We start from the raw sequence: 19,015 nt of genomic DNA, 5'->3' as shown, positions 1-19,015 counted from the left end.
GCTCCTCATGCCGCGTGCGCTGCAGGGGTTGCCGCTGCAGCAAGGTGGTTGATGGACTCGGTGACCTTGCCGTAGATCTCGACATCGGAGCCGCATGCGGTGAAGCACCTCGTGCGTGGGCTCTTTTTGCCAATGCTGAGGATGGCGGTGACGCAGGTGAGCGTGTGCTGGCGATGCACAACGACATGCAAAGGAACATCGAAGCCCATGTCGAGGCTCAGCACGCCGCCAGTGCGAATCAGCTCGAATACGCGCTGCTTGTCCTGGACTTCAAAGCGGCCGTATTGGCGATCTGCGTGCGGGCGATGCACTGCGTCGCTGGTGTTGCTCGCGTCGAGCGGACCGTTGGCGATCTCTTCGATGAAGTCGGCCAGCTTGAGGTGCATTTTCTTGTCGTTCTGCAAGGTCAGCGTGTGGCGTTCGCTGCCCAGTTCGACGACAAAAGTGCTTTCCACTGTGCCGCGCTCAGCCTTGAGACGGAATGCCAGACATTCACGCTTGGGCGCTGTTCGCAGGACATGGTTGAAGGTCTCGGTCAGGTTAACCTGGGCGTTGAGCAACTGCAGGGTGCGGTTGTCGATCTTGTACTTGATCATGCCGCGTGCCCTCCATCGTTCGGATCGAGAGGAGAGGGCTGGCAAGTTTTGGCAACAAGCTTGGGTTTGCTGTTATGAATGACGACCAGACAGCCCGTGGCGAGCTGCAGCTGTTCGATCAGTTTGCGATTGCTGACGCATGCCGGATGGACATGCAAGGTTGCGGTGGTGCGCATAGGTGTTGCCTCGCTCTGTGGTAAAGAGTGAGGCAAATATCACGCAGTGTGCTTGTTTGTGTCAACACATAATGTGATTAAAATAGTGCGGCACTGTGTAGAAAGCGTGATGACTTCAGTATTCCGCCTACGAGATGGATTTCCTCCACCTCTTGTTCTGCTATATGAAGAGTTTCTTGGTCGGTATTGACGCTATCCAACCGGTACATTCCGTCGCGGAGATAAATAAACTCTTTGATCATGGCTTTGCCGGAGGATGTTCGAACTATGACCTCGTCACCGCTACTGAAGCGTTTGTTCGGCTCTATAAGCACAAACTCGCCATTCTTGATGCGGGGCATCAGGCTGTCGCCCATGACTCTTATGCCATAGGCATCTGGATCATCGCTATGTATGTTTAGGTAGCCTTCCCCTTGACCAGGTGGCGGTTCTACCGTGTCGAAGAAGCCCTCATTCCCCAGCTGTGCGTTTGATAGCACAGGCACCTTTCCATCCTTAGCCCAGCCTACAAGGCTGCTAACAGGTTGGTCTTTGTCTTTCGATCTTCCGTAGTCCCTCACAAGACGGTCTTCAGACCGAATCCGACCTTGAATGGCGTCTGAGTACGACTCGACGTCGGAACGATTTTTTCCTGCTACCAGGTCTGGAAAAGACACTCCCAGTGCTGTCGCTATCTTTTGCAAGTCGTGGAGGTTGGGCTGGCGAGCCCCTTTCTCGTAATTACCTATCCGAGACTGGGATTCCCAGCCGCAAGCGTAAGCAAGGGCTTGTTGGCTCATGCCCTTGGCTTTGCGGTATTGCTTAATACGTGCGCCGAGTGTGTTCATGTGCTTTTTTTACCACGCTATGAAATTATTTATCATCACTTTGCGTGTTGAAATATCTACGATTCGTGATTAAGATGGCTGCGGCTAATTGGAGGGGATCATGAATCTGATCGCTGAACATCGAGAGAAAGCTGGGATCAAGCAAAAGGAACTCGTTGTAGCTCTTGGGTGGACTCAGGCACGTATAAGCAATTACGAAGCAGGACGTCGAATCGCAGGACTTACGGAGTGCAGAGCCATAGTCAGAGCGCTCAATAAGTTAGGAGCGCCGTGCAGTCTTGATGACGTATTTCCTCCGGAAATGGAAGAGTCCCAAGCCGCATAGAAAAAAGGCGACCCAAGGGTCGCCCAGTTTCTCCCAATAGCATCACCACAATGCTGTCGGGTCGCGATGTCGGAAGGCGAGCACACCACATGCCGTCGACCTTCATCGCGTTTCCAAGGCTCGGAAGCCTTGGTGTTGCTGCCGTTCTTACCACAGAGCTGGCAGCTGTTGCGCCAGGGGTGAACAACGGATTGTTCGCCTCGGCACGGTGCCGGTGTTGGTCTTACGAACCTAGCCGGCGTTTGGGCCTCTCCAGACCACGCGGCAAATGTATCACCAACTTCTGTCGCGCGGCACTGGCAACTTTTAGGATTAATGCCATGAGCCGTATCGCTCTCAGTTCTCTGGAACGGGCGCAGCGGGAAATCCTGCCGCTCGATTTAGCGCTGTACCACGCCGCTCGCGATTACCCGGGCGGTGCTGCGGCCATTGCCGCCACCACCGGTCGCAACCCGACCACCCTGCAGCACAAGCTGTCGCCAACCCACCCGAGCCACTCCATCAACATTCAGGAGTTCGGCGAGATCCTCGAACTGACCAAAGATCGCCGCATTCTCGATGCGGTGCATGCGCTGGTCGGTGACACGATCTGGCAGGAGCTTGCTGACACCTACACCAACGACATGCCCGAGACCCTGACCACGGGTATCGCCGAATACTTCCGACAGGTCGCCGATCTGGCCGAGACCTGGGCCAAGAGCATCGGCGACGGCGTCGTCACCGATCAGGAACTGGCGGCGATTCGCCTGCAGGTATTCCGGGGCATTCAAGGGCTGCTGGGTTTGTTCAACCGCGCCACCTACGTCAACCAGACGACGCGAGGTGCCGACCGTGGCTGACATTGCCGATTTCGCCAACGATCTGGTGCAGGAACGCATCGATCAGGCCATGGCCGCACGCAGCGCTGCCAAGGCCGAAAGCGCTGCCCATTCTTTGCTGTTCTGTGAAGCCTGTGACGATCCGATTCCGGAAGCACGCCGCCTGGCACAACCGGGCTGCTCGCAGTGCATCAGTTGCCAGTCCCTCTCTGAGCGGGGGATTCAGCATGCTCGATGAAGTGTTGGGGCAATTTGCCGATTACGGTCTGGAGCCGGCGCAACCGCTGGTGTTCGGCAAGCTGACGCGCTGCAAGACATCGCAGGACAAGGGTAAGGAAAAGAACGGCTGGTACGTCGTCCACGAGCAGCGCACGGAGAAGGGCGACACGCTGATCTTCGGCGCCTTCGGTGACTGGCGTTCGGGCGAGACGCAGAAGATCAAGGTCAAGGCCGGGCGGATGTCGCCGGAAGAGCGTGAAGTGATGCGTGCGCGTCAGGAAGAAGCCAAGCGCCGCGCCGCGGAAATCGCGAATAACGCTGCGCGGCGGGCCGCGAAAAGGGCGCAGGGTTTGTTCGAGCGCATGCCGACCACCGGGCGCAGCGACTACCTGGACCGTAAACAGATCGTCGGCATCAAGGTCCGTTACGCGCCGCGCACCGGCGCCGTACTGGTCCCGATGAACAATGCCCGTGAGCAGATCATGGGCCTGCAGGTGATCTTCCCGAACAAGCAGGACGACACCGGCCGTGACAAATCCTACTGGCCTTACGGGATGGCGAAGGAGGGCACCTTTCACCTGCTCGGCCCGCACCCGGTACCGGGCGAACCGGTGCTGGTTTGTGAGGGTTACGCCACCGGCGCCAGCCTACACATGGCGACCTCGCTTGCCGTGGCGGTGGCCTTCGATGCGGGCAACCTGTTGGCCGTGTGCAAGGTCATGCGCGAACGCTTCGCCGGCTGCCCGCTGATCATCTGCCGCGACGATGACTGGAAGACCACCAAGCCCAACGGCGACGCCTGGAACCCCGGTGAGGAGAAGGCGAGCAATGCTGCGTTGATTGTCGGTGCCCAGGTGGTCGCGCCGATCTTCTCGGTCGAACGCCACGAGAAGTGGACCGACTTCAACGATCTGCACGTCGCCGAAGGGCTCGACGCGGTGCGTCGTCAGGTATTGGCTGTGGTGCGTCCACCGGCTGCCGGTGGCTGGAAAGACCAGCTCGCCCGCAGTGAAAGCGGCGCGCTGATCGCGCACATGCAGAATGTCGAACTGATCCTCGCTCACGATGAGCGCTGGGCCGGGGTGATCAGCTACAGCGCGTTCAGCTCGAAGATCGTCAAGTTGCGTGCAGCGCCCTATGGCGGTGGCACCGGCGAGTGGGCCGACATCGATGACGTGCGGGTGATGAAGTGGCTCGCGCAGCAGTACAACCTGCGCGTGAAGTCGTCGCATGTGATTGAGGCGGTGAGTGTGGTTGCTCATGACCACGCATTTCACCCAGTGCGCGAGTACCTGAAAAAGCTGGAGTGGGACCGCGTGCCGCGCCTGGATGCCTGGCTCACCGACGTGATGGGCGTGCCGGCCTGCGACTACACCGCCAAGGTCGGCAAGCGCTGGATGATCTCGGCCGTGGCCCGGGTGATGAAGCCTGGCTGCAAGGCCGACTCGGTGATGATCCTCGAAGGCGCGCAGGGCGCCGGTAAGTCGACCGCCATGAGTGTGCTCGGCGGTGAGTGGTTCATGGACACGCCGTTTGCGCTCGGCGACAAGGACGGCTTTCAGGCGATCCGCGGTAAATGGATCGTCGAATTGGGCGAGCTGGACAGCTTCAACAAGGCCGAGAGCACTAAGGCCAAGCAGTTCTTTTCCGCCTCGACCGACACCTACCGCGAGAGCTATGGCCGCAGAACCATGGACGTGCCACGCCAGTGTGTGTTCGTCGGTACCACCAACCAGGACGAGTATCTCAAGGACGCCACCGGCAACCGCCGGTATTGGCCGGTGGCCTGTACCAAGGTCGACGTGGCGTTGTTGCGCGAGATCCGTGATCAGCTCTGGGCCGAAGCCGTGTTCTGTTACGAGGCGGGAGACTTGTGGTGGGTGACGCCGGACGAAGCGCCGATGTTCGCCGAAGCCCAGGACCAGCGTTTTGTCGTGGATGAATGGGAAGGTCCGATCCTGACCTGGCTGGAGGAGTCGCAGATCGGCGAGACCGCCACCGGTAGTGAAGTGATGAGTCAGGCACTCAAGCTCGATCCCGGGCATTGGGGCAAGCCGGAGCAGATGCGCGTCGGGGCGATCATGCACCGGTTGGGCTGGCGACGGTTCCGTTTGGGTGCCTTGAGCAAGAGCGGCCAGCGGCCATGGGCATACAAGAAACCGGAGCATTGGGGCAGGGCGCCTGCGTTGCAAAAGGACGAATTCGAGGAGCCGTGCTTCGATGATTAAGGCAATCGATATGGCCCTCAAGCAATGGGCGCAGGAGCTGAACAGCGATGAGGTGGCCGCCGGTTACTCGGGCGGCAACATGGTCGCGATGATGATGGAAAGCGGTGGTCAGCTGTTGCGCGGCAGGCGCGGGAGCAGGGTGCCGCTGGAAGCCTCCTTGGACATCGAACGCATCGTCAAGAAACGCCTCGATCCCGAGCTGATGACGGTGGTGCAGGTGCATTACTGCCAACCCGATACGCCCTTGGCAGCGCGTCTGGCGCGAAGTGGCTGTACGCGCAACATCTATTACCAACGCCTGCATGACGCCCACATCGTGGTCGAGCACTTCCTCCTGGGGGAAGCGGCTTGATCGTGGGCATCCCTCTGGCTTACGCCGTCCCACCGGCCTGCCTCCGTCCCACCGCTTTTTGCGGTGGTGGGACGGGCGCAGGCCGCTTCGTTGTTGGGCTGTCCCACCGTCCCACCTTTTTCCTGCCTCCCGCCCGTGTGTGCGTAGCGGGTACAGGTACGCGCGTTTACGCGCACGCGTGCTTTTTAAATTTCTCTCTTTACACGAGAAAGAAGAGATAAAAGTAGGACGGTGGGGCAAAGCCCCAATCTGCGGGGCTTTCAGACGTCCCACCTAGTTTTAGAGAGGTGGGACGTATGGGACGCCGCCACAGCAAAAGACAGCCGGGATAGATATTCACCGACATTCGCCAGCCGTTCACCGGGCGTACCCCACACATTCACCGGATGGCATTAAAACGGTCTTGCTGCCACCAGAATCGACCTGTAAAAAGGGGCCATCTTCGATGGGTGCGACCGCAGAATGCGGCAGACAAGCCACCACCTGACCCGGCCATTGCGCCGGGTCTTTTTGTTTAAGGGGCAGGGCAATGACGAACGAGCAACAGGCACTGGCAGAGATGCCGATCTGGTTGGTGATTGCCCTGTCCTTGGTCGGTGGCGTGTCCGGCGAGATGTGGCGCGCTGACAAGGATGGGGCACGAGGCTGGGTATTACTGCGCCGCCTCGCACTTCGGTCCGGTGCCTGCATCGTCTGCGGCGTGTCAGCGATGATGTTGCTGTTCGGCGCAGGCTTGTCGATCTGGACAGCAGGCGCTCTGGGTTGCCTGACCGCGATGGCCGGCGCCGATGTCGCCATCGGCCTGTACGAGCGCTGGGTGGCCAAGCGGCTGGACCTGAGCGAGGCCGAGCCGAAGGCATGAGCTGGGCAGGCCGGGCGGGGGGCCGTTTTTTACGGGTCCTCCCCGAGCGCCGCCCCCTACACGGGTTATCGAACTCGCGGATTCTCTCTAGCTGAAAATTTCGCAGCGATGTCCGTCTTTTTTGCGGCGATTCAGGCTGTGATCGAGGTCTTCCCCCAATTTTAAATGGGTCCTTCCGGTGATCTGGAGGAATGGGGTAATTCGAACCCCGATCTTTTTGCAGATTCAACCCGACATAGGGGGTTCCGCTTCCTATTCAGTACCAGGACATGACCATGCCAACGCAATGTGAAATCGTCGACCATCTGGAGCGAACGCAATGCCGGCTATGTGATGAAGGGTATAGGCATTAACGATTGGCAGTTGACCAGCCTGGATGAAATCCGGATCGCTTAAATCCGCGAGGTGCGAAGGCAGCGGGGGCGGAGGCAGCCAACTGGAAGAGCCGCGCGCAGGGGAGAGCTGAAAACCGACGGGGCCCCTGGAGCTTTTCAACCAACACGGGGTCGGAAACCCGCGGGATCGTGTTAGTGGGAGGTCCGCCAGCTTACTGAAATTTCAATCCACTGAAATCTTGAAAGGATTCATTGAAAAGCCGCTGAAAAGGAGGGCTTATGAGCACAGCCACGTATCTGTCCAAAAGCGCCTTCGCTGCACATATCGGACGGTCACCGAGTTACATCACTTGGCTTAAGGAAAACGGCCGGCTGGTCCTGTCTCCCAACGGCAAGCAAGTCGACGTGCTGGCCACCGAAGCGTTGATCCGCGATACCGCCGATCCAAGCAAGGCCGCTGTCGCCGCTCGCCACCAACAGGAGCGGCTTCAGCGTGACGTGTACAGTCAACTCTCAGCGCAATCCGAGCCGACTAACACGGCTGCGCCGCTGCCCACTGATTTTGCTCATGGGCAAACTCCTGACTTTCAGAAGGCACGAGCCCATCGGGAGCATTATCTCGCGCGGATGGCGGAGATGGAGTTTCGAAAGGCACAGGGAGAGCTTGTGGAGATCAGCTTTGTGCAGAAAGCCGCGTATGAGACGGCGCGTTCGCTCAATCAGTCGCTGATGAGCCTGTCACCGCAATTGGCACCCCAGCTAGCTGCCCTGTCGGATCCATGGGAAGTAGAGAGGCAGTTGACTGCCGCCCTGCGTCAACGGCTCAACGAGGCGGCACAGGTGTCCAGTGACGACTTCGGATTCGCATTGAGCGAGTGCTGAGAATATCTGCTAACACGCTTTTATTCGGCTCGCAGCGTGATTGAGTGAGGTCTGTTTTCGGCCGATTGTGTTGAAAAAGTCGACCCAGTTTGACCAGCCATACATTGAGCGGTGAAAACTCCTTTTTTGCACGCTGCTATGTCAAATCTGAGCCCAAACTCTTCTGCGCAAAACACGGATTTCAATCTCAGACGCGTACTTTTCTGCCGTGACAACCGAAGCCGACTTTTTCAACAGAATCGGCCAAAAGCAGCCACTCACTTTGCTCCTGTAGTTCCTCTTCCCGAGACTCACCCGGTCTCACAGACTGGGCGCGTTCAGCGCGAGGGACCGGGTGATTCTCGGGAAAGATGAGACGCGCGCCTAGCTTTTCTGGGCGACGAACGGCCTTGAACAGTTTGTTAGGCTACTGCTCATATTAAATTCAGGATATTTTTTATCCAAAATGCTTCGATAATTCCTGCATTGTTACCGTAATCTTTAATATCATCAAGCGTCTGTGTATGAATGGGGCTCTCAGTCAAGTAGCCGCTTACGGTGCCAATTATTTGAATTTCTTTTCTGTCTTCAGGGTTGATCCAGGCAACCGGACCTCCAGAGAAGCCTTTGTTGTTGTGGCCATCTAGAAATACCGTAATTAGTCCTTCGCGCTCAAAATTTAGCCCCGAAATTAATCCTGCCTTAATGAACGGGATAGGGAAATTATTGTTAATTCCTTTATCGGGATTGGTTATCCCAAATGGGAAACCTAAAAAATAGGCCCATGTTCCCCATATTATATTCTCGGTACCTAGGGAGATTTTATGTCTAGGTGAAATATCATAGGGTAGTTTGAACACAATTGTGTCGCCAACGTCGCGCGAATTATAGACAGTCTGGACATGAATGTCTTTCCATTTACCATCCTGATATATGGTTACGCTAGGGATTTCCGATGAGCCATCAAAGACATGAGACGCTGAAATCAAATACTGATTTTCATCTTTTTCAATTGTATACGCAGAGGCCGTTCTCCCCTTATGAGAGATGCGGAATACTCTTTGAATAATATTGGCTGTGATCATGTTTGTGCTGCCTAACTATTATTAGGTATTAGGTATTAGGTATTAGGTATTAGGTGACATGTCATGTCGCGTTTCTTGTCCCGATGGCCTGTCGTATAACGCTCCCTGTTGCCCTGTAAGTCCTTGTCTAGCTTAGAGGTGGTCGCGGCAAACGCGATATTACTCAGGGAGACATGCGACATGGATTACGGCAAGCCCTGCTGCCCGCTAGAGTCGCAAGCAACATCCGTGACACTACTCATTTGCCATCACCGTGTCCACCGTCCACGTTTGGCCGAATGCTGTCGCATTTCACGAGCCCTCCGCCGGTATTTCGTAGCCTGGCCAAAACAAGGCGGGTTTTTCACGAGAGCATGAATTCGCCTGGCAACTACACTGGACGTGCGAACTACTATGGGAGGAGACACCATGTATGACTTTGCTCTGCAACCGCTACGAGTCGCTGCCGGCGAGGTACTGGAAATCCCAGCCCGGACATACCATTGCTCGGAAATCAATATCGCAAAAGGTGCTGTCCTGCGGGTTGCGCCCAACTCAAGGCAGTGGCTGATTCTTCATTGCGTTGGTAATTGCGACATACACGGCACGATCGAGTACCAAAATTTTTACGCCACGACTGAGCCCATTGAGGCAATCACACCTGAAGGGCGGGCGCTGAGGTACCAATTTCCGATGACCTCGGCCGGAGGAGACGGAGGAGATGGAACCGGAAAGGGCGTCATGGGTAAAGGTCACGGAGGACGAGGCGCACATGGTACGACACAAGCGGGTGGCGGGGGTGGTGGCCCTGGATCGAACGGTATGCAGGGTGAAAAGCCCGGAGCGGATGCCACTGATATGCGTGGCGCCCCTGGCGGGGGGGCTGGAGGCAGACGGGGCGTATCAGGGAATGGTGGTTTGGTATTTATCCGTTGTCTGGGAACTTTCGACGGCTCTGGAGGCGAGTTCATTTTGACAGGCGGCCACGGCGCCGCTGGTACGGACGGCAGCAAAGGTAATGATGGGGCCATGGGACTCGGCTGGGGCGGCGGCGGCGGTGCACCAGGAGGCGACGGGGGTTACCTGGGACTCGAGCTCAGCGAAACAACAGGGACTTTTCCGGTTGCGAAGGTTGACGGTGGGCAAGGCGGCCCCGGCGGGAAGGTCACAGGACAAGCCGGCCTGCAGGGCGTTGCTGGCTTCATTGACTACCTCTAATTTGACCAAGGCTGCAAGGATAAGGGTCCAGAACGGCTGTTGAGTCAGCTTTTTTAGTATCTAGCTGACCGACCAACCGAGGTAGAAGTGCGCAGGATCGGACTTGTTATCAATCCACACTTCAAGGCCGTCCCCCCTAGTCACTGGAGTTTGACAATGGACGCGTACTCCGGGATGGCACTCTTCGACAATTTTCAAAACGTCTCAGCGACGTACTCGGCTTTCCGTAGTCGCGCGGCTGATGTGTCCGAAAGGGCCCAAAGAAGAGAACTCCAGCTTTTGATCTCGGGACGCCCCTTCGTCGCTTGGCATGGCTGGCGCAGCATCGTCGAAGCTGGGCTTATGGAAAATCATGCCGTACTCCGGATACCGGGTCACGGAGGCGGCGCACAGGCCGTCATTCGACGCTAAGTCTGCGATGTCCGCTTTCGACCGATTCTGTTGAAAAAGTAGCTCCCCTGTCTGGCCTGCGGCAAAATCTCTGCATTGGCCAGCAGGGAAGCACACAGCATGATGGGACAGTTATCGAGTGGGCAGGATCGACTGTTTTACTCGTTCAACCTTGAAGATCACATCCCAGCCAATCACCTTCTGCGAAGCATTGATCAGTGTCTCGATCTGAACGACCTGCGCCATTACCTCGCCGATTTTTATAGCCCGATCGGGCGTCCGTCGATTGATCCTGAACTGATGATCCGCATGCTGATCGTGGGCTATTGCTACGGCATTCGCTCCGAACGGCGGTTGTGCGAAGAGGCCCATTTGAACCTGGCGTATCGCTGGTTCTGCCGGTTGAGCCTTGAGGATGAAGTCCCCAATCACTCGACCTTTTCCAAAAATCGACACGGCCGTTTTCGGGACAGCGATCTGTTTCGCTGGTTGTTCAACGAGGTGCTGCGTCGTTGCATGGATGCTGGCCTGGTCAAAGGCGAAGGATTTGCTGTGGACGCCAGCATCATCAAAGCGGATGCGAGTCGGCAGCGCGGCGTACCGGGTGATGAACAGGTCAACTGGAGCGATCCGGCCCTGAGCACCCGCGCCGTGCGTGAGTACCTTGAAGCCCTCGATGAAGAGGCTTTGGCCGAAACGCTACCGAAGCGTTTATCACTGACTGATCCTCAGGCTCGCTGGACCGCTGCTCCAGGCGGCCCCGCGTTCTACGCTTACTCGACGAATTATCTGATCGATACCGAACACGGCGTCATCGTGGATGTGGAGCCTACACCGGCTCATCGAACGGCCGAGGTTGAGAGCACCAAGACAATGATCGAACGGGTCGAAGCGCAGTTCGACATCAAGCCGGAGCGCCTCATTGGCGATACCGCTTACGGTACAGCGCCGATGCTGGCTTGGATGGTGGAGGAAAAAGACATCGAGCCGCATGTGCCGGTGTGGGACAAAACAGAGCGCAAGAACGACAGTTTCTCGAGCACCGATTTCCACTGGAATGAAGAGGCTGATGAATACCGCTGCCCGGCCGGCAACGCCTTGCGCAGCGAGTGGCGAGCCTTCAAGAACGAGCGTTCGCACGTCACCAAAGCCAACACCATCATCTTCCGATCCAGACAGACCGACTGCGTAGCGTGTCCGATGAAAGCCAAGTGCTGCCCGAACACTGCGTTTCGTAAGATCGCCCGCAGCGTCCATGAAGCCGCTCGGGATGTGGCTCGGCGCATTGCAGCAACACCGGCGTATCAGCGCTCTCGCCACGAACGTAAAAAGGTCGAAATGTTGTTTGCCCACCTCAAGCGAATCCTGAAATTGGATCGCTTGCGACTACGTGGCATGAGCGGCGCGACCGATGAGTTCACGCTGGCCGCTGCGGTGCAGAACCTGCGCCGGCTGGCCAAATTTACCTCTCAAGGTCCACCGGTCACGGGATAGGTGCGCCTGCACTAAGCAAAAACCTCAAACTAACCCACTAACTGAGCGGCAACGGTCAACGAAGGGCCGAAAAACCACTCAATGTGGTGAGTAGGTTCTCCAGTGGTAGTCGTGCCTGAGTTCAGGCGATCTGAAAATCCGACTTTTTCAACAGAATCGACCCAAAGCGGACCTTGCTGCAAATGATGGCCATAGGCTACTCTCGATCCCGAATAATTGTATACGCTCATAACTGTCTTCCGAGACATGACGTCTAACCAGTTATATATTCAAGGAGAGAAATGAGTACCGCGAAGGTTTCTGAGCCAATTTCGGGTGATAAGGCCTACCAAATACGTGCCCGCGCCGCGCTTCCTCTGCTTGTTCGTCAAGCGAAGGCGGGTGTCCCAGTTTTTTATTCCGATCTTGCCGAGGAACTGGGGATGCCTAACCCGCGCAACCTTAATTATGTTCTTGGGAGCATTGGCCAATCGTTAGAACGTCTTTCAAAGATATGGAAGGTCAAGGTTCCACCTCTTCAGTGTCTCGTGATCAACAAAAACACCGGCCTACCAGGAGAGGGCATTGGTTGGTTTCTCGTGAAAAAAGAGGACTTTTCAGCACTTCCGCTTCGCCAGAAACGTGTCATTGTTGAGGCAGAACTTGCGCACGTCTTTTCCTTTGCTCGATGGGACGAAGTTCTTAAAGCGCTTTCGATTGAGCCAGTAGCGTGCGACTTTTCACCTATCTTAAAAAAAGCCAGTGAGGGCTACGGCGCTGGAGAGAGCGAGGACCATAAGGCGCTCAAAGACTATGTTGCATGTAACCCGCGCGTTATCGGGCTCAGCTCTAACATCCCAGTGGGAGTGACCGAATACCGGTTACCATCCGGTGACAGCCTTGACGTCTCGTTCAATAGCAAAGCGGTTTGGGTAGCTGCGGAGGTCAAATCTGCAGTCTCTGCGGAATCTGACATTGTAAGGGGGCTATTCCAATGCGTTAAATACAGAGCTGTTATGGACGCAGTGCTGCTCGCTGAAGCACGCCCTCAAATCGCGAGAGCGATCCTTGTATTGGAATCCACATTTCCTCAATCACTAATACCGCTGAGGAATCTTCTTGGCATTGAAGTTGTTGACGGCATCACTCCGCAAACGAGCGATCGCGAGTTCGATACTGTTCACTCGGCTCAAAGAATTAAAAAAGTCGAGCTGGTTAGTCTTGTTTAGACTACGAATCAATTAACGGCGGTCATGGGTGATGCGCTGCACAGTCCGCTTTTGGCCGATAGCTGACCGTCATCAGTGGCAGCTATCGGGTAATGCTAGATATCAAAATGGGAAGACAGAATGAGCTAAACGGCTTGCGCTGCTCTCGCCAAGCTTGAACGGGCGCTAATCAAAGTCGTTCATATTTCAACCATTCGCCCGCTATTCACACGCTTCGTCTCACCCATACATGTACAAAAGGTCGTCGATCAGCTCAAGCTCCTGCTGCGTGTACTGGACCTTGTTGTACCGTCTAATGTCTTCAAGCACACCTCTGATCGGAACTTGCCGCGAAGGATCCTGAACGATTTCGATCAGGCGGTCGTAATCGGGATCTCTTCCCTTGAGGTATTTTTCGATCAGCTCTTTGAGTGATACGCGGGCCTGCAGATCGGTTAGCACTTTTACTTCTCCGGCAAAATGGTGACTTCATCCACTTTAATGACAGTGGGATTACCCGGTTTCGGGATGACTTGTTGTGCGCCACCCGTTCCGTACTCAGGGTACGCTTTGGTGAACGGTTCCAGGTTTGGACCTTTGCCACCGAGTTCATGCGGCACTGTAGCGTTGGGCACACCATCTTTGTAGAGTTGCAGCGTGTCAAACTTCAATCGCAGACGACCATCACTCCACGCGGGATCTGGGTCGGCCGCAGTGACATGCTTCGGCGCTCGTACCTGGAAAGCTTCCGTCGCAGCGTCGCCAGTCTCAAATTTCTCGAATCCAAAATACGACAGTCGAGCTTCTTGAGTGTCGATCGTGTCCTGTGCGCGACCGTTGACACTCCCATCGGCATTTTGGTAACCCATGTATCGGTAGCCCGTGGCTGGCAATGTCGAGTCCGGTCCGGACGGTCCGACATAGAAGTCAGGCTTCGATTCTGTGACTACCGGAGGAGTAACATCTCCGCTCTTTACGCTGGAGTCTGCAAGGGTAGGGGTAGCGCTTGGAGATGATGAACTAGCTGGCTTGGGGCAGTTCGCAGAGGGTTTTAGCGGTGCCTTCTTGGCCACACCGGAAACAGCTTTCGTAATCGCCCTGAACATCAGGCCGAGCGGGTCTACCCAACCTGTAGGGTTCGGAGCGTACTGGTAATTGTTTAAGCCACCTGCAAGTTTTACCGGGTCAGGGGTCAGAAACCGTCCTGTGCTCGGGCTGTAGTAGCGATGACGGTTGTAGTGAAGGCCTGTCTCCGCATCAAAATACTGGCCTTGAAAACGTAGCGGGTTATCGATCTCCGCGATGTCCAGCGCAGCCAGGTTGCCGTAGGCCCGATATTTGGCCGACCACATGATCGCACCGCTGTAATCGGTGAGTTCCTGCGGTGTGCCCAAGTGATCGAGCTGGTAATAGAACGGCGTGGCTTTTAGCGGGCCTTCACCATCCAGCAACGCCAAAGGGCGGAAGCTGTCGGGCTCATAGACATAGGTGCGATACCGATTGTCCCCACTTTCTACGATCAGTCGTTCGCCTTGCCACAGAAATTCGGTGGTATGGCCATCGACCGTCTTCTCGATGCGCCGGCCGAAAGTGTCGTACTTGTAGGACGCGATACTACCGCCTGGAAGACTGACACCAATCAAACGATGCTGGCTGTCATAGCGGTATTCAGTGACGAGTTTCTGTCCGGTACCCCGGCGTTCGCGAATCAGATTTCCGTAGGCGTCGTAGTCGTAGTGGCGGTCGCCCTGCATGAGCAAACGGTTGCCCTTGACGTTGACCAAACTGGCAACGGGCAGGTCATTCTGGCCTAACAGGTTGCCGGCTGGATCGTGCGCAAAGCTTTCCGGCGTACCACCCCGTACGCTGATCAGACGATCAAGCGGATCATAGTGAAAGTTGCGGATGCCTTTGAGGCTGTCATTGATAGCTGCGAGGTTGCCGGTCGCGTCGTAGCTATACCGGCGCTGGAACACGACGCTATCGCGCTGACTGACGTTGTGAGACTGCAGGCGACCCTGATCGTCGTATTGGTACTGGCTCAGCAACATTCCTTGCTGGCGCTGTTGTTCACGACCAGCCTTGAACTGGTGAGACGTGAGGCGAGAACCATTGAGATCAATGCTGCTGAGGTGACCACCAGGCAGTCGGCGATAGTCAAGCTTACTACCGTCAGGTAGACGGCAATGCTTGAGTTGGCCGACGTTGTCGTATTCGTAACGCAGCGTGCCCCAGCCCTGGTGTTCGGTGATCAGTCGATCTTGTGAGTCGTATTCATAGGCCAGCGGCCAGCGACCGTCATTGACGTTGACCAAACGGCCGAGGGCGTCGTAGCTGTAGTGAATTTCCTCGCCATCGGCCAAGGCCTTCACGAGCAAGCGGCCAGCGGCATCACGCTGGTACTCGGTGACCAGTTCGCTACCGTCGTCGCCGAACTCGGTTTTTTTCAGCAGGTGGCCATTGAGATCGTATTCGTAAGCGGTGCGGCGACCGTCGAAACCTGTTTCCTGTTGTATTAGACCGTTCGAATAGTAGTCGAGCTGGTAATGTTCTCCGCGCTCGTTTTCGATATCCGTGAGCAGCAGGCGTGAGTTGTCGTAGCGGTAGCGCAGCTGGCTTCCGTCTGGGTTGATACGGCGGCTGACAAGCTGCAGGTCGTCGGCGTATTCGTAGCGGGTGATGCGGCCCAGTTCATCGCGCTCGGCTGTAACTTTTCCGTAGGCGTTATAGGTGAAAGTGCGAGTCGCCCCGCCTGGTTGGATGATCTGCGTTAAGCGGCCAGCCGCATCCCATTGGTAATGGGTGATAGTGCCGTGTTCATCCTGGCGGGTGATCTGACGACCCAGAGCGTCATAGCGGTACTTACGCCGGCCACCATCGGGCAGCGCTTCTTCGAGCAACTGACCCAGTCCGTTCCAAACGAGCTGATGCCGCCCGCCGTCTGGATGAACGATCTCCAGCACACGACCATGGGCATCGTAGCTGTAGTGTGTTTCGTTACCGTCAGGATCTATCTGTCGGGTGATATCGCCTTGGCCATTTCGCTGGTATTTCCAACTGGCTTTGCCACGATAAATCTCGCTCACGAAGCCATGTCGGTATTCGTAAAACGTTGGTGCATCTTCAGGAGGAATAACAGCGGCAAGCAAACCCGAGTCGTTGTAGCGGTATTCGGTGATTGCGCCGAGTGGATCCTTCTCTTCGATCAGACGACCTTTGTCGTCATAGACCTTTTGTGTTTCTGCGCCGTCTGCAGCGGTCTCACTGATGAGTCGCGCATTTTCGTCGTGCACATAAATCTGCTCGCTGCCATCCACGTTCGTAACGGTGACTTTGCCGGCATCGTCCCAAGCGTAATACGAGTCCATCTGCGAAAAACTGGCCCAGTGATGGACGCTGCGTGAAGATTTACCTTCGTTTTCCCACTCCCAAAAGAAGCTCGCACCGCCGGCCAGTTGACGCTCTAAAATGACGTGTTGGTCGTTGTAACGGTAATGCTCAGTCTCACCTGCAGCGTTGGTGGCACTGACCAGTTCGCCTTGGCGGTTGTACCGATAGGTCACCAACGTTTGTACGGTGACCCAAGGTTCCTGTCGTTCACCCTGATCCGTGTATTCGGCGCGACGCTGCTGATAATCCACGGCGACGATATGACGATCTTCATAACGGATGAGCAAGGAGCGACCGGCGCCGTTGTCGATACGCTGGATACGCTCAACAAAGTCGTAGCTCAACAGCAACTGGTTGTCGTAGGCGTCGCTGATGGTGATCAAGCGGCCCGCAAGGAAATGGTAAAAGCGCGGACTTTGTCCGGCTTGCGTCAGGATAAGTTCGCCGGGAGTGGAACCCAGATAGATGGCTGCTTTTGACAGGCTGTTGGTGATGGCGGGGCGCTGCTGTGTCGGCATCGGAAAGCGAGTTTTTCGGTTCTCGTTGTCCGTCCACAGCACCCCTTCATCATCCAGATCCAGACGATGGGAAAGAGCATGGCTCCAACCATACCCGAGACGGTTGTCGATCTCGACCGCACTGGTGCGGTACAAACGCGTCCACTCAAAAGGCAGCAGTCCGTCGAGCTGGCCGTCGGTGAGGGTCAATAACTCTTCACCCGTGACCATTGAAACCGGGCATCCGTTGGTGCAGGTGTCCTGAGCAGGCCCCGCACTTTTGTCGTCGGGAGTTTTTGATTGATGCGAGGCGTCGTCAGGACGTTTTCCGTGCTCAACGGTCGTGTTGTTCTTGCCATCAAATCGCAGCTGCGCAACTCCTTTTTCTACCCGAGTCGCCACACCACGGGCGGCAACAGCGACGTATTTTCCTACGTAGCCCATAAAGCCTTTGATGATGTTGAACAGCGACTTCACAAAACCGGTAACAGCCTTGACGATGATCTGGCCGTACTTAGCCAACCGTGCGGCAAGGTAAAACAGCCCGGCACCTTCGGCCGCAACGGTCAGCACGACCGAAATCACGATGTCGATGAGAATTCCGATGACGGCGGCGGATGTCATCTTCGCCGCTTGGCCCGCCGCTTGTGTAGGCGGTAATCCTGCAACCCAGATTGATGCGCAGTGAACCATCAAAAACAGTGCAGCCTCGTCACTCGCAAGCAACATGGCTTGTTTCATGACGTCTGGCGCTTCTTCGGCAAGCTTGATCAGTTCTTCGGCGCCAGCGCCCAAATCCGCTGCGAATTTTTTAGGGTTTTGAAGGATGTCTAGCGCTTTTGATATGCCATCCCAGACGCCCTTGATGGCTTCCCATCCACCTTCGAGAATGCCGGTCCCTATCGCCATCGCTTTGGCTGAAGCACTTTGGTTCGACCATTGGGGTTTGAAGCCTGCCCATTCCTTGCGCAGGAATCCTTCCAAATCGGCAGCTAAGCCGTCGTAGGATTTGAAAAGGGCGTCGATCTGCGCTGACGTTACCTGGTCGTGGACGTGGATTTTGTACGCTTTACCGGGCTCTCCCTGAAAGCTGCCTTTACCTTGCTTATCTAAGGTAATCGTCGACTTCGCGCCTCCATCAACTGCAATGATGTCGACTTTGATGTCGCCGATAGGGATGTCATAAAGCGATTCAAATTTGCTTTCAATCAGCAGCGGACCTACTAGCGGACACCGCGCGACGTATGAAAAGTCATCGTCAGTCATGCTGACAGATTTGCTGGAGTCGCCAGCCTTAATCACTCGCTCCATACCGAGAAGCGAAGGCATATCTGCAGCCCGGCTGGCTTTGTCAGCAAGCTGCGCATACCAGCTCTTGGTTTCTTCACGGTACAGCTTCAGGCTGTTTTTGAAGGTGTCCAGTTGTGCTTCGATAGTGGCAACGCGATCCATCAGCCTTGCTCCAGAATCAGGTGGTTTAACAGCGCTTCTTTAAGATTTTTCGGAGTATCCGGCCGGCGCACGAAACGGGTGACTTTCAGCTTCAGGTTGTTTTCAGGCCAGGCGGTGTAGATGTCGGGACGTTCTTCTTCCAGCCATTGCATCAGGTTGCCGATCAGGGCCGTTGGATTTTCCTTGGTCAATCCATCCAACAAATCCTTCGGCACCTCCCACCACGGCCAGTCTTTCGCCGATGGCACCGCGCGAGGCCCCACCTCCAGACTCTTCCCATTGATCAGATACCTATCAAACACCGGCAGCACTTCCCCTGCGGCATCGCCGAGCCCTTCCAGAATCGGATAGATATGCCGCCCATCCCAGAACCGGAAAAACACTTCAGTCCCATCCGGCATCCGAACCTGAGTGAGGCTACGCAGATGTTCGAACACCACGTTCGGTTCGCTGCTGGATACGGCCAGCCACCCCCAATCGAGGGCGTCGGTTTCGGCGATCCATGGCAGGAAGCTTGAGTTGGGTTTCAATTCGGTGAGGTAGGGCATCACGGGCTGCCAAGCCGCATAGGGTGTACCGCCCCAGATCGGAATCGCCTGGGTTGTGGGTTCATTTTGGTAAAGCGTCTTGAGCGCTTCGGCATCACTGGCCGCGCTAACGATCAGGTACAACCGCTCACCCGTCTGCAACGGCCGCTCAGCCAGCCAAGCCTGCGGAGTCATCA

16 protein-coding genes are annotated in these 19,015 nt (G+C 56.1%); 9 read left to right on the top strand and 7 right to left on the bottom strand.

Going from position 1 to position 19,015, the window contains the following annotated elements:
* Window positions 1-5 precede the first annotated feature (5 nt).
* The 3 genes from AB7M22_RS12670 to AB7M22_RS12660 all read right to left on the bottom strand — a co-directional run bounded on the left by AB7M22_RS12670 (window position 6) and on the right by AB7M22_RS12660 (window position 1,599).
* The gene (locus AB7M22_RS12670) at window positions 6-596 is read right to left on the bottom strand and encodes a hypothetical protein (protein ID WP_258700446.1); all 591 of its coding nucleotides are present in this window, start codon (window positions 594-596) and stop codon (window positions 6-8) included.
* Window positions 593-772 (bottom strand): hypothetical protein, encoded by a 180-nt coding sequence (locus AB7M22_RS12665; RefSeq protein ID WP_258700447.1) that lies wholly within the window; start codon window positions 770-772, stop codon window positions 593-595. The genes AB7M22_RS12670 and AB7M22_RS12665 overlap by 4 nt, the downstream gene beginning before the upstream one ends.
* Before the next feature lie 77 nt (window positions 773-849).
* Complete coding sequence (locus tag AB7M22_RS12660; RefSeq protein ID WP_258700448.1) at window positions 850-1,599, bottom strand: XRE family transcriptional regulator; 750 nt, start codon at window positions 1,597-1,599, stop codon at window positions 850-852.
* A gap of 100 nt (window positions 1,600-1,699) precedes the next feature.
* On the opposite strand from AB7M22_RS12660, the gene AB7M22_RS12655 reads away from it, so the two are divergent.
* The 7 genes from AB7M22_RS12655 (at window position 1,700) to AB7M22_RS12625 (ending at window position 7,620) form a co-directional block, all read left to right on the top strand.
* A complete protein-coding gene (locus AB7M22_RS12655; protein WP_045123078.1) occupies window positions 1,700-1,924 on the top strand; it encodes a helix-turn-helix transcriptional regulator in 225 nt (74 codons plus the stop codon).
* 320 nt (window positions 1,925-2,244) lie between these two features.
* Window positions 2,245-2,763, top strand: a complete 519-nt coding sequence (locus AB7M22_RS12650; RefSeq protein ID WP_009049401.1) for a phage regulatory CII family protein — start codon at window positions 2,245-2,247, stop codon at window positions 2,761-2,763.
* Window positions 2,756-2,980: a TraR/DksA family transcriptional regulator gene (locus AB7M22_RS12645; RefSeq protein ID WP_008080171.1), complete on the top strand. Its 225-nt coding sequence runs from the start codon at window positions 2,756-2,758 to the stop codon at window positions 2,978-2,980. The genes AB7M22_RS12650 and AB7M22_RS12645 overlap by 8 nt, the downstream gene beginning before the upstream one ends.
* Window positions 2,970-5,189 (top strand): VapE domain-containing protein, encoded by a 2,220-nt coding sequence (locus AB7M22_RS12640; RefSeq protein ID WP_454186546.1) that lies wholly within the window; start codon window positions 2,970-2,972, stop codon window positions 5,187-5,189. Before AB7M22_RS12645 ends, AB7M22_RS12640 begins: the two co-directional genes overlap by 11 nt.
* Window positions 5,182-5,541: a PA0613 family protein gene (locus tag AB7M22_RS12635; RefSeq protein WP_454186545.1), complete on the top strand. Its 360-nt coding sequence runs from the start codon at window positions 5,182-5,184 to the stop codon at window positions 5,539-5,541. Before AB7M22_RS12640 ends, AB7M22_RS12635 begins: the two co-directional genes overlap by 8 nt.
* A gap of 529 nt (window positions 5,542-6,070) precedes the next feature.
* The gene (locus AB7M22_RS12630) at window positions 6,071-6,403 is read left to right on the top strand and encodes a phage holin family protein (RefSeq protein ID WP_454186544.1); all 333 of its coding nucleotides are present in this window, start codon (window positions 6,071-6,073) and stop codon (window positions 6,401-6,403) included.
* 614 nt (window positions 6,404-7,017) lie between these two features.
* Window positions 7,018-7,620: a terminase small subunit gene (locus AB7M22_RS12625; RefSeq protein ID WP_454186543.1), complete on the top strand. Its 603-nt coding sequence runs from the start codon at window positions 7,018-7,020 to the stop codon at window positions 7,618-7,620.
* Between the two features lie 413 nt (window positions 7,621-8,033).
* Here AB7M22_RS12625 and AB7M22_RS12620 read toward each other — a convergent pair whose 3' ends face one another.
* Window positions 8,034-8,684 carry a S1 family peptidase gene (locus AB7M22_RS12620; RefSeq protein ID WP_454186542.1) on the bottom strand — a complete coding sequence of 217 codons (651 nt, stop codon included), beginning with the start codon at window positions 8,682-8,684 and terminating at the stop codon, window positions 8,034-8,036.
* A 1,707-nt stretch (window positions 8,685-10,391) separates the two neighbouring features.
* Between AB7M22_RS12620 and AB7M22_RS12615 the strand changes: the two genes are divergently transcribed.
* Both AB7M22_RS12615 and AB7M22_RS12610 read left to right on the top strand, forming a co-directional pair.
* Window positions 10,392-11,765, top strand: coding sequence for a transposase (locus tag AB7M22_RS12615; protein WP_184744775.1), 1,374 nt, complete (start codon window positions 10,392-10,394; stop codon window positions 11,763-11,765).
* 281 nt (window positions 11,766-12,046) lie between these two features.
* A complete protein-coding gene (locus AB7M22_RS12610; RefSeq protein WP_454186541.1) occupies window positions 12,047-12,973 on the top strand; it encodes a hypothetical protein in 927 nt (308 codons plus the stop codon).
* 219 nt (window positions 12,974-13,192) lie between these two features.
* On the opposite strand, the gene AB7M22_RS12605 is transcribed toward AB7M22_RS12610, so the two are convergent.
* From AB7M22_RS12605 to AB7M22_RS12595, 3 genes are read right to left on the bottom strand one after another with little or no spacing between them, the layout of a single operon-like run.
* A complete protein-coding gene (locus AB7M22_RS12605) occupies window positions 13,193-13,414 on the bottom strand; it encodes a hypothetical protein (RefSeq protein WP_454186540.1) in 222 nt (73 codons plus the stop codon).
* A gap of 2 nt (window positions 13,415-13,416) precedes the next feature.
* Window positions 13,417-18,291, bottom strand: a complete 4,875-nt coding sequence (locus tag AB7M22_RS12600) for an RHS repeat-associated core domain-containing protein (protein ID WP_454186539.1) — start codon at window positions 18,289-18,291, stop codon at window positions 13,417-13,419.
* Entirely contained in the window at window positions 18,291-19,013 is a 723-nt protein-coding gene (locus tag AB7M22_RS12595; protein WP_454186538.1) for a DUF4123 domain-containing protein, read from the bottom strand. Before AB7M22_RS12595 ends, AB7M22_RS12600 begins: the two co-directional genes overlap by 1 nt.
* Window positions 19,014-19,015: the final 2 nt, after the last annotated feature.

Source organism: Pseudomonas sp. ADAK2 TE3594, from assembly GCF_053628675.1.
The sequence above is the reverse complement of the archived record's forward strand: the minus strand, read 5'-3'. Positions and strand labels throughout refer to the sequence as shown.

Coding starts and splice junctions, on each gene's coding strand:
- AB7M22_RS12670 (WP_258700446.1), bottom strand. CDS start 596: ATGATCAAGTACAAGATCGACAACCGCACCCTGCAGTTGCTCAACGCC.
- AB7M22_RS12665 (WP_258700447.1), bottom strand. CDS start 772: ATGCGCACCACCGCAACCTTGCATGTCCATCCGGCATGCGTCAGCAAT.
- AB7M22_RS12660 (WP_258700448.1), bottom strand. CDS start 1,599: ATGAACACACTCGGCGCACGTATTAAGCAATACCGCAAAGCCAAGGGC.
- AB7M22_RS12655 (WP_045123078.1), top strand. CDS start 1,700: ATGAATCTGATCGCTGAACATCGAGAGAAAGCTGGGATCAAGCAAAAG.
- AB7M22_RS12650 (WP_009049401.1), top strand. CDS start 2,245: ATGAGCCGTATCGCTCTCAGTTCTCTGGAACGGGCGCAGCGGGAAATC.
- AB7M22_RS12640 (WP_454186546.1), top strand. CDS start 2,970: ATGCTCGATGAAGTGTTGGGGCAATTTGCCGATTACGGTCTGGAGCCG.
- AB7M22_RS12635 (WP_454186545.1), top strand. CDS start 5,182: ATGATTAAGGCAATCGATATGGCCCTCAAGCAATGGGCGCAGGAGCTG.
- AB7M22_RS12630 (WP_454186544.1), top strand. CDS start 6,071: ATGACGAACGAGCAACAGGCACTGGCAGAGATGCCGATCTGGTTGGTG.
- AB7M22_RS12625 (WP_454186543.1), top strand. CDS start 7,018: ATGAGCACAGCCACGTATCTGTCCAAAAGCGCCTTCGCTGCACATATC.
- AB7M22_RS12620 (WP_454186542.1), bottom strand. CDS start 8,684: ATGATCACAGCCAATATTATTCAAAGAGTATTCCGCATCTCTCATAAG.
- AB7M22_RS12615 (WP_184744775.1), top strand. CDS start 10,392: ATGATGGGACAGTTATCGAGTGGGCAGGATCGACTGTTTTACTCGTTC.
- AB7M22_RS12610 (WP_454186541.1), top strand. CDS start 12,047: ATGAGTACCGCGAAGGTTTCTGAGCCAATTTCGGGTGATAAGGCCTAC.
- AB7M22_RS12600 (WP_454186539.1), bottom strand. CDS start 18,291: ATGGATCGCGTTGCCACTATCGAAGCACAACTGGACACCTTCAAAAAC.
- AB7M22_RS12595 (WP_454186538.1), bottom strand. CDS start 19,013: ATGACTCCGCAGGCTTGGCTGGCTGAGCGGCCGTTGCAGACGGGTGAG.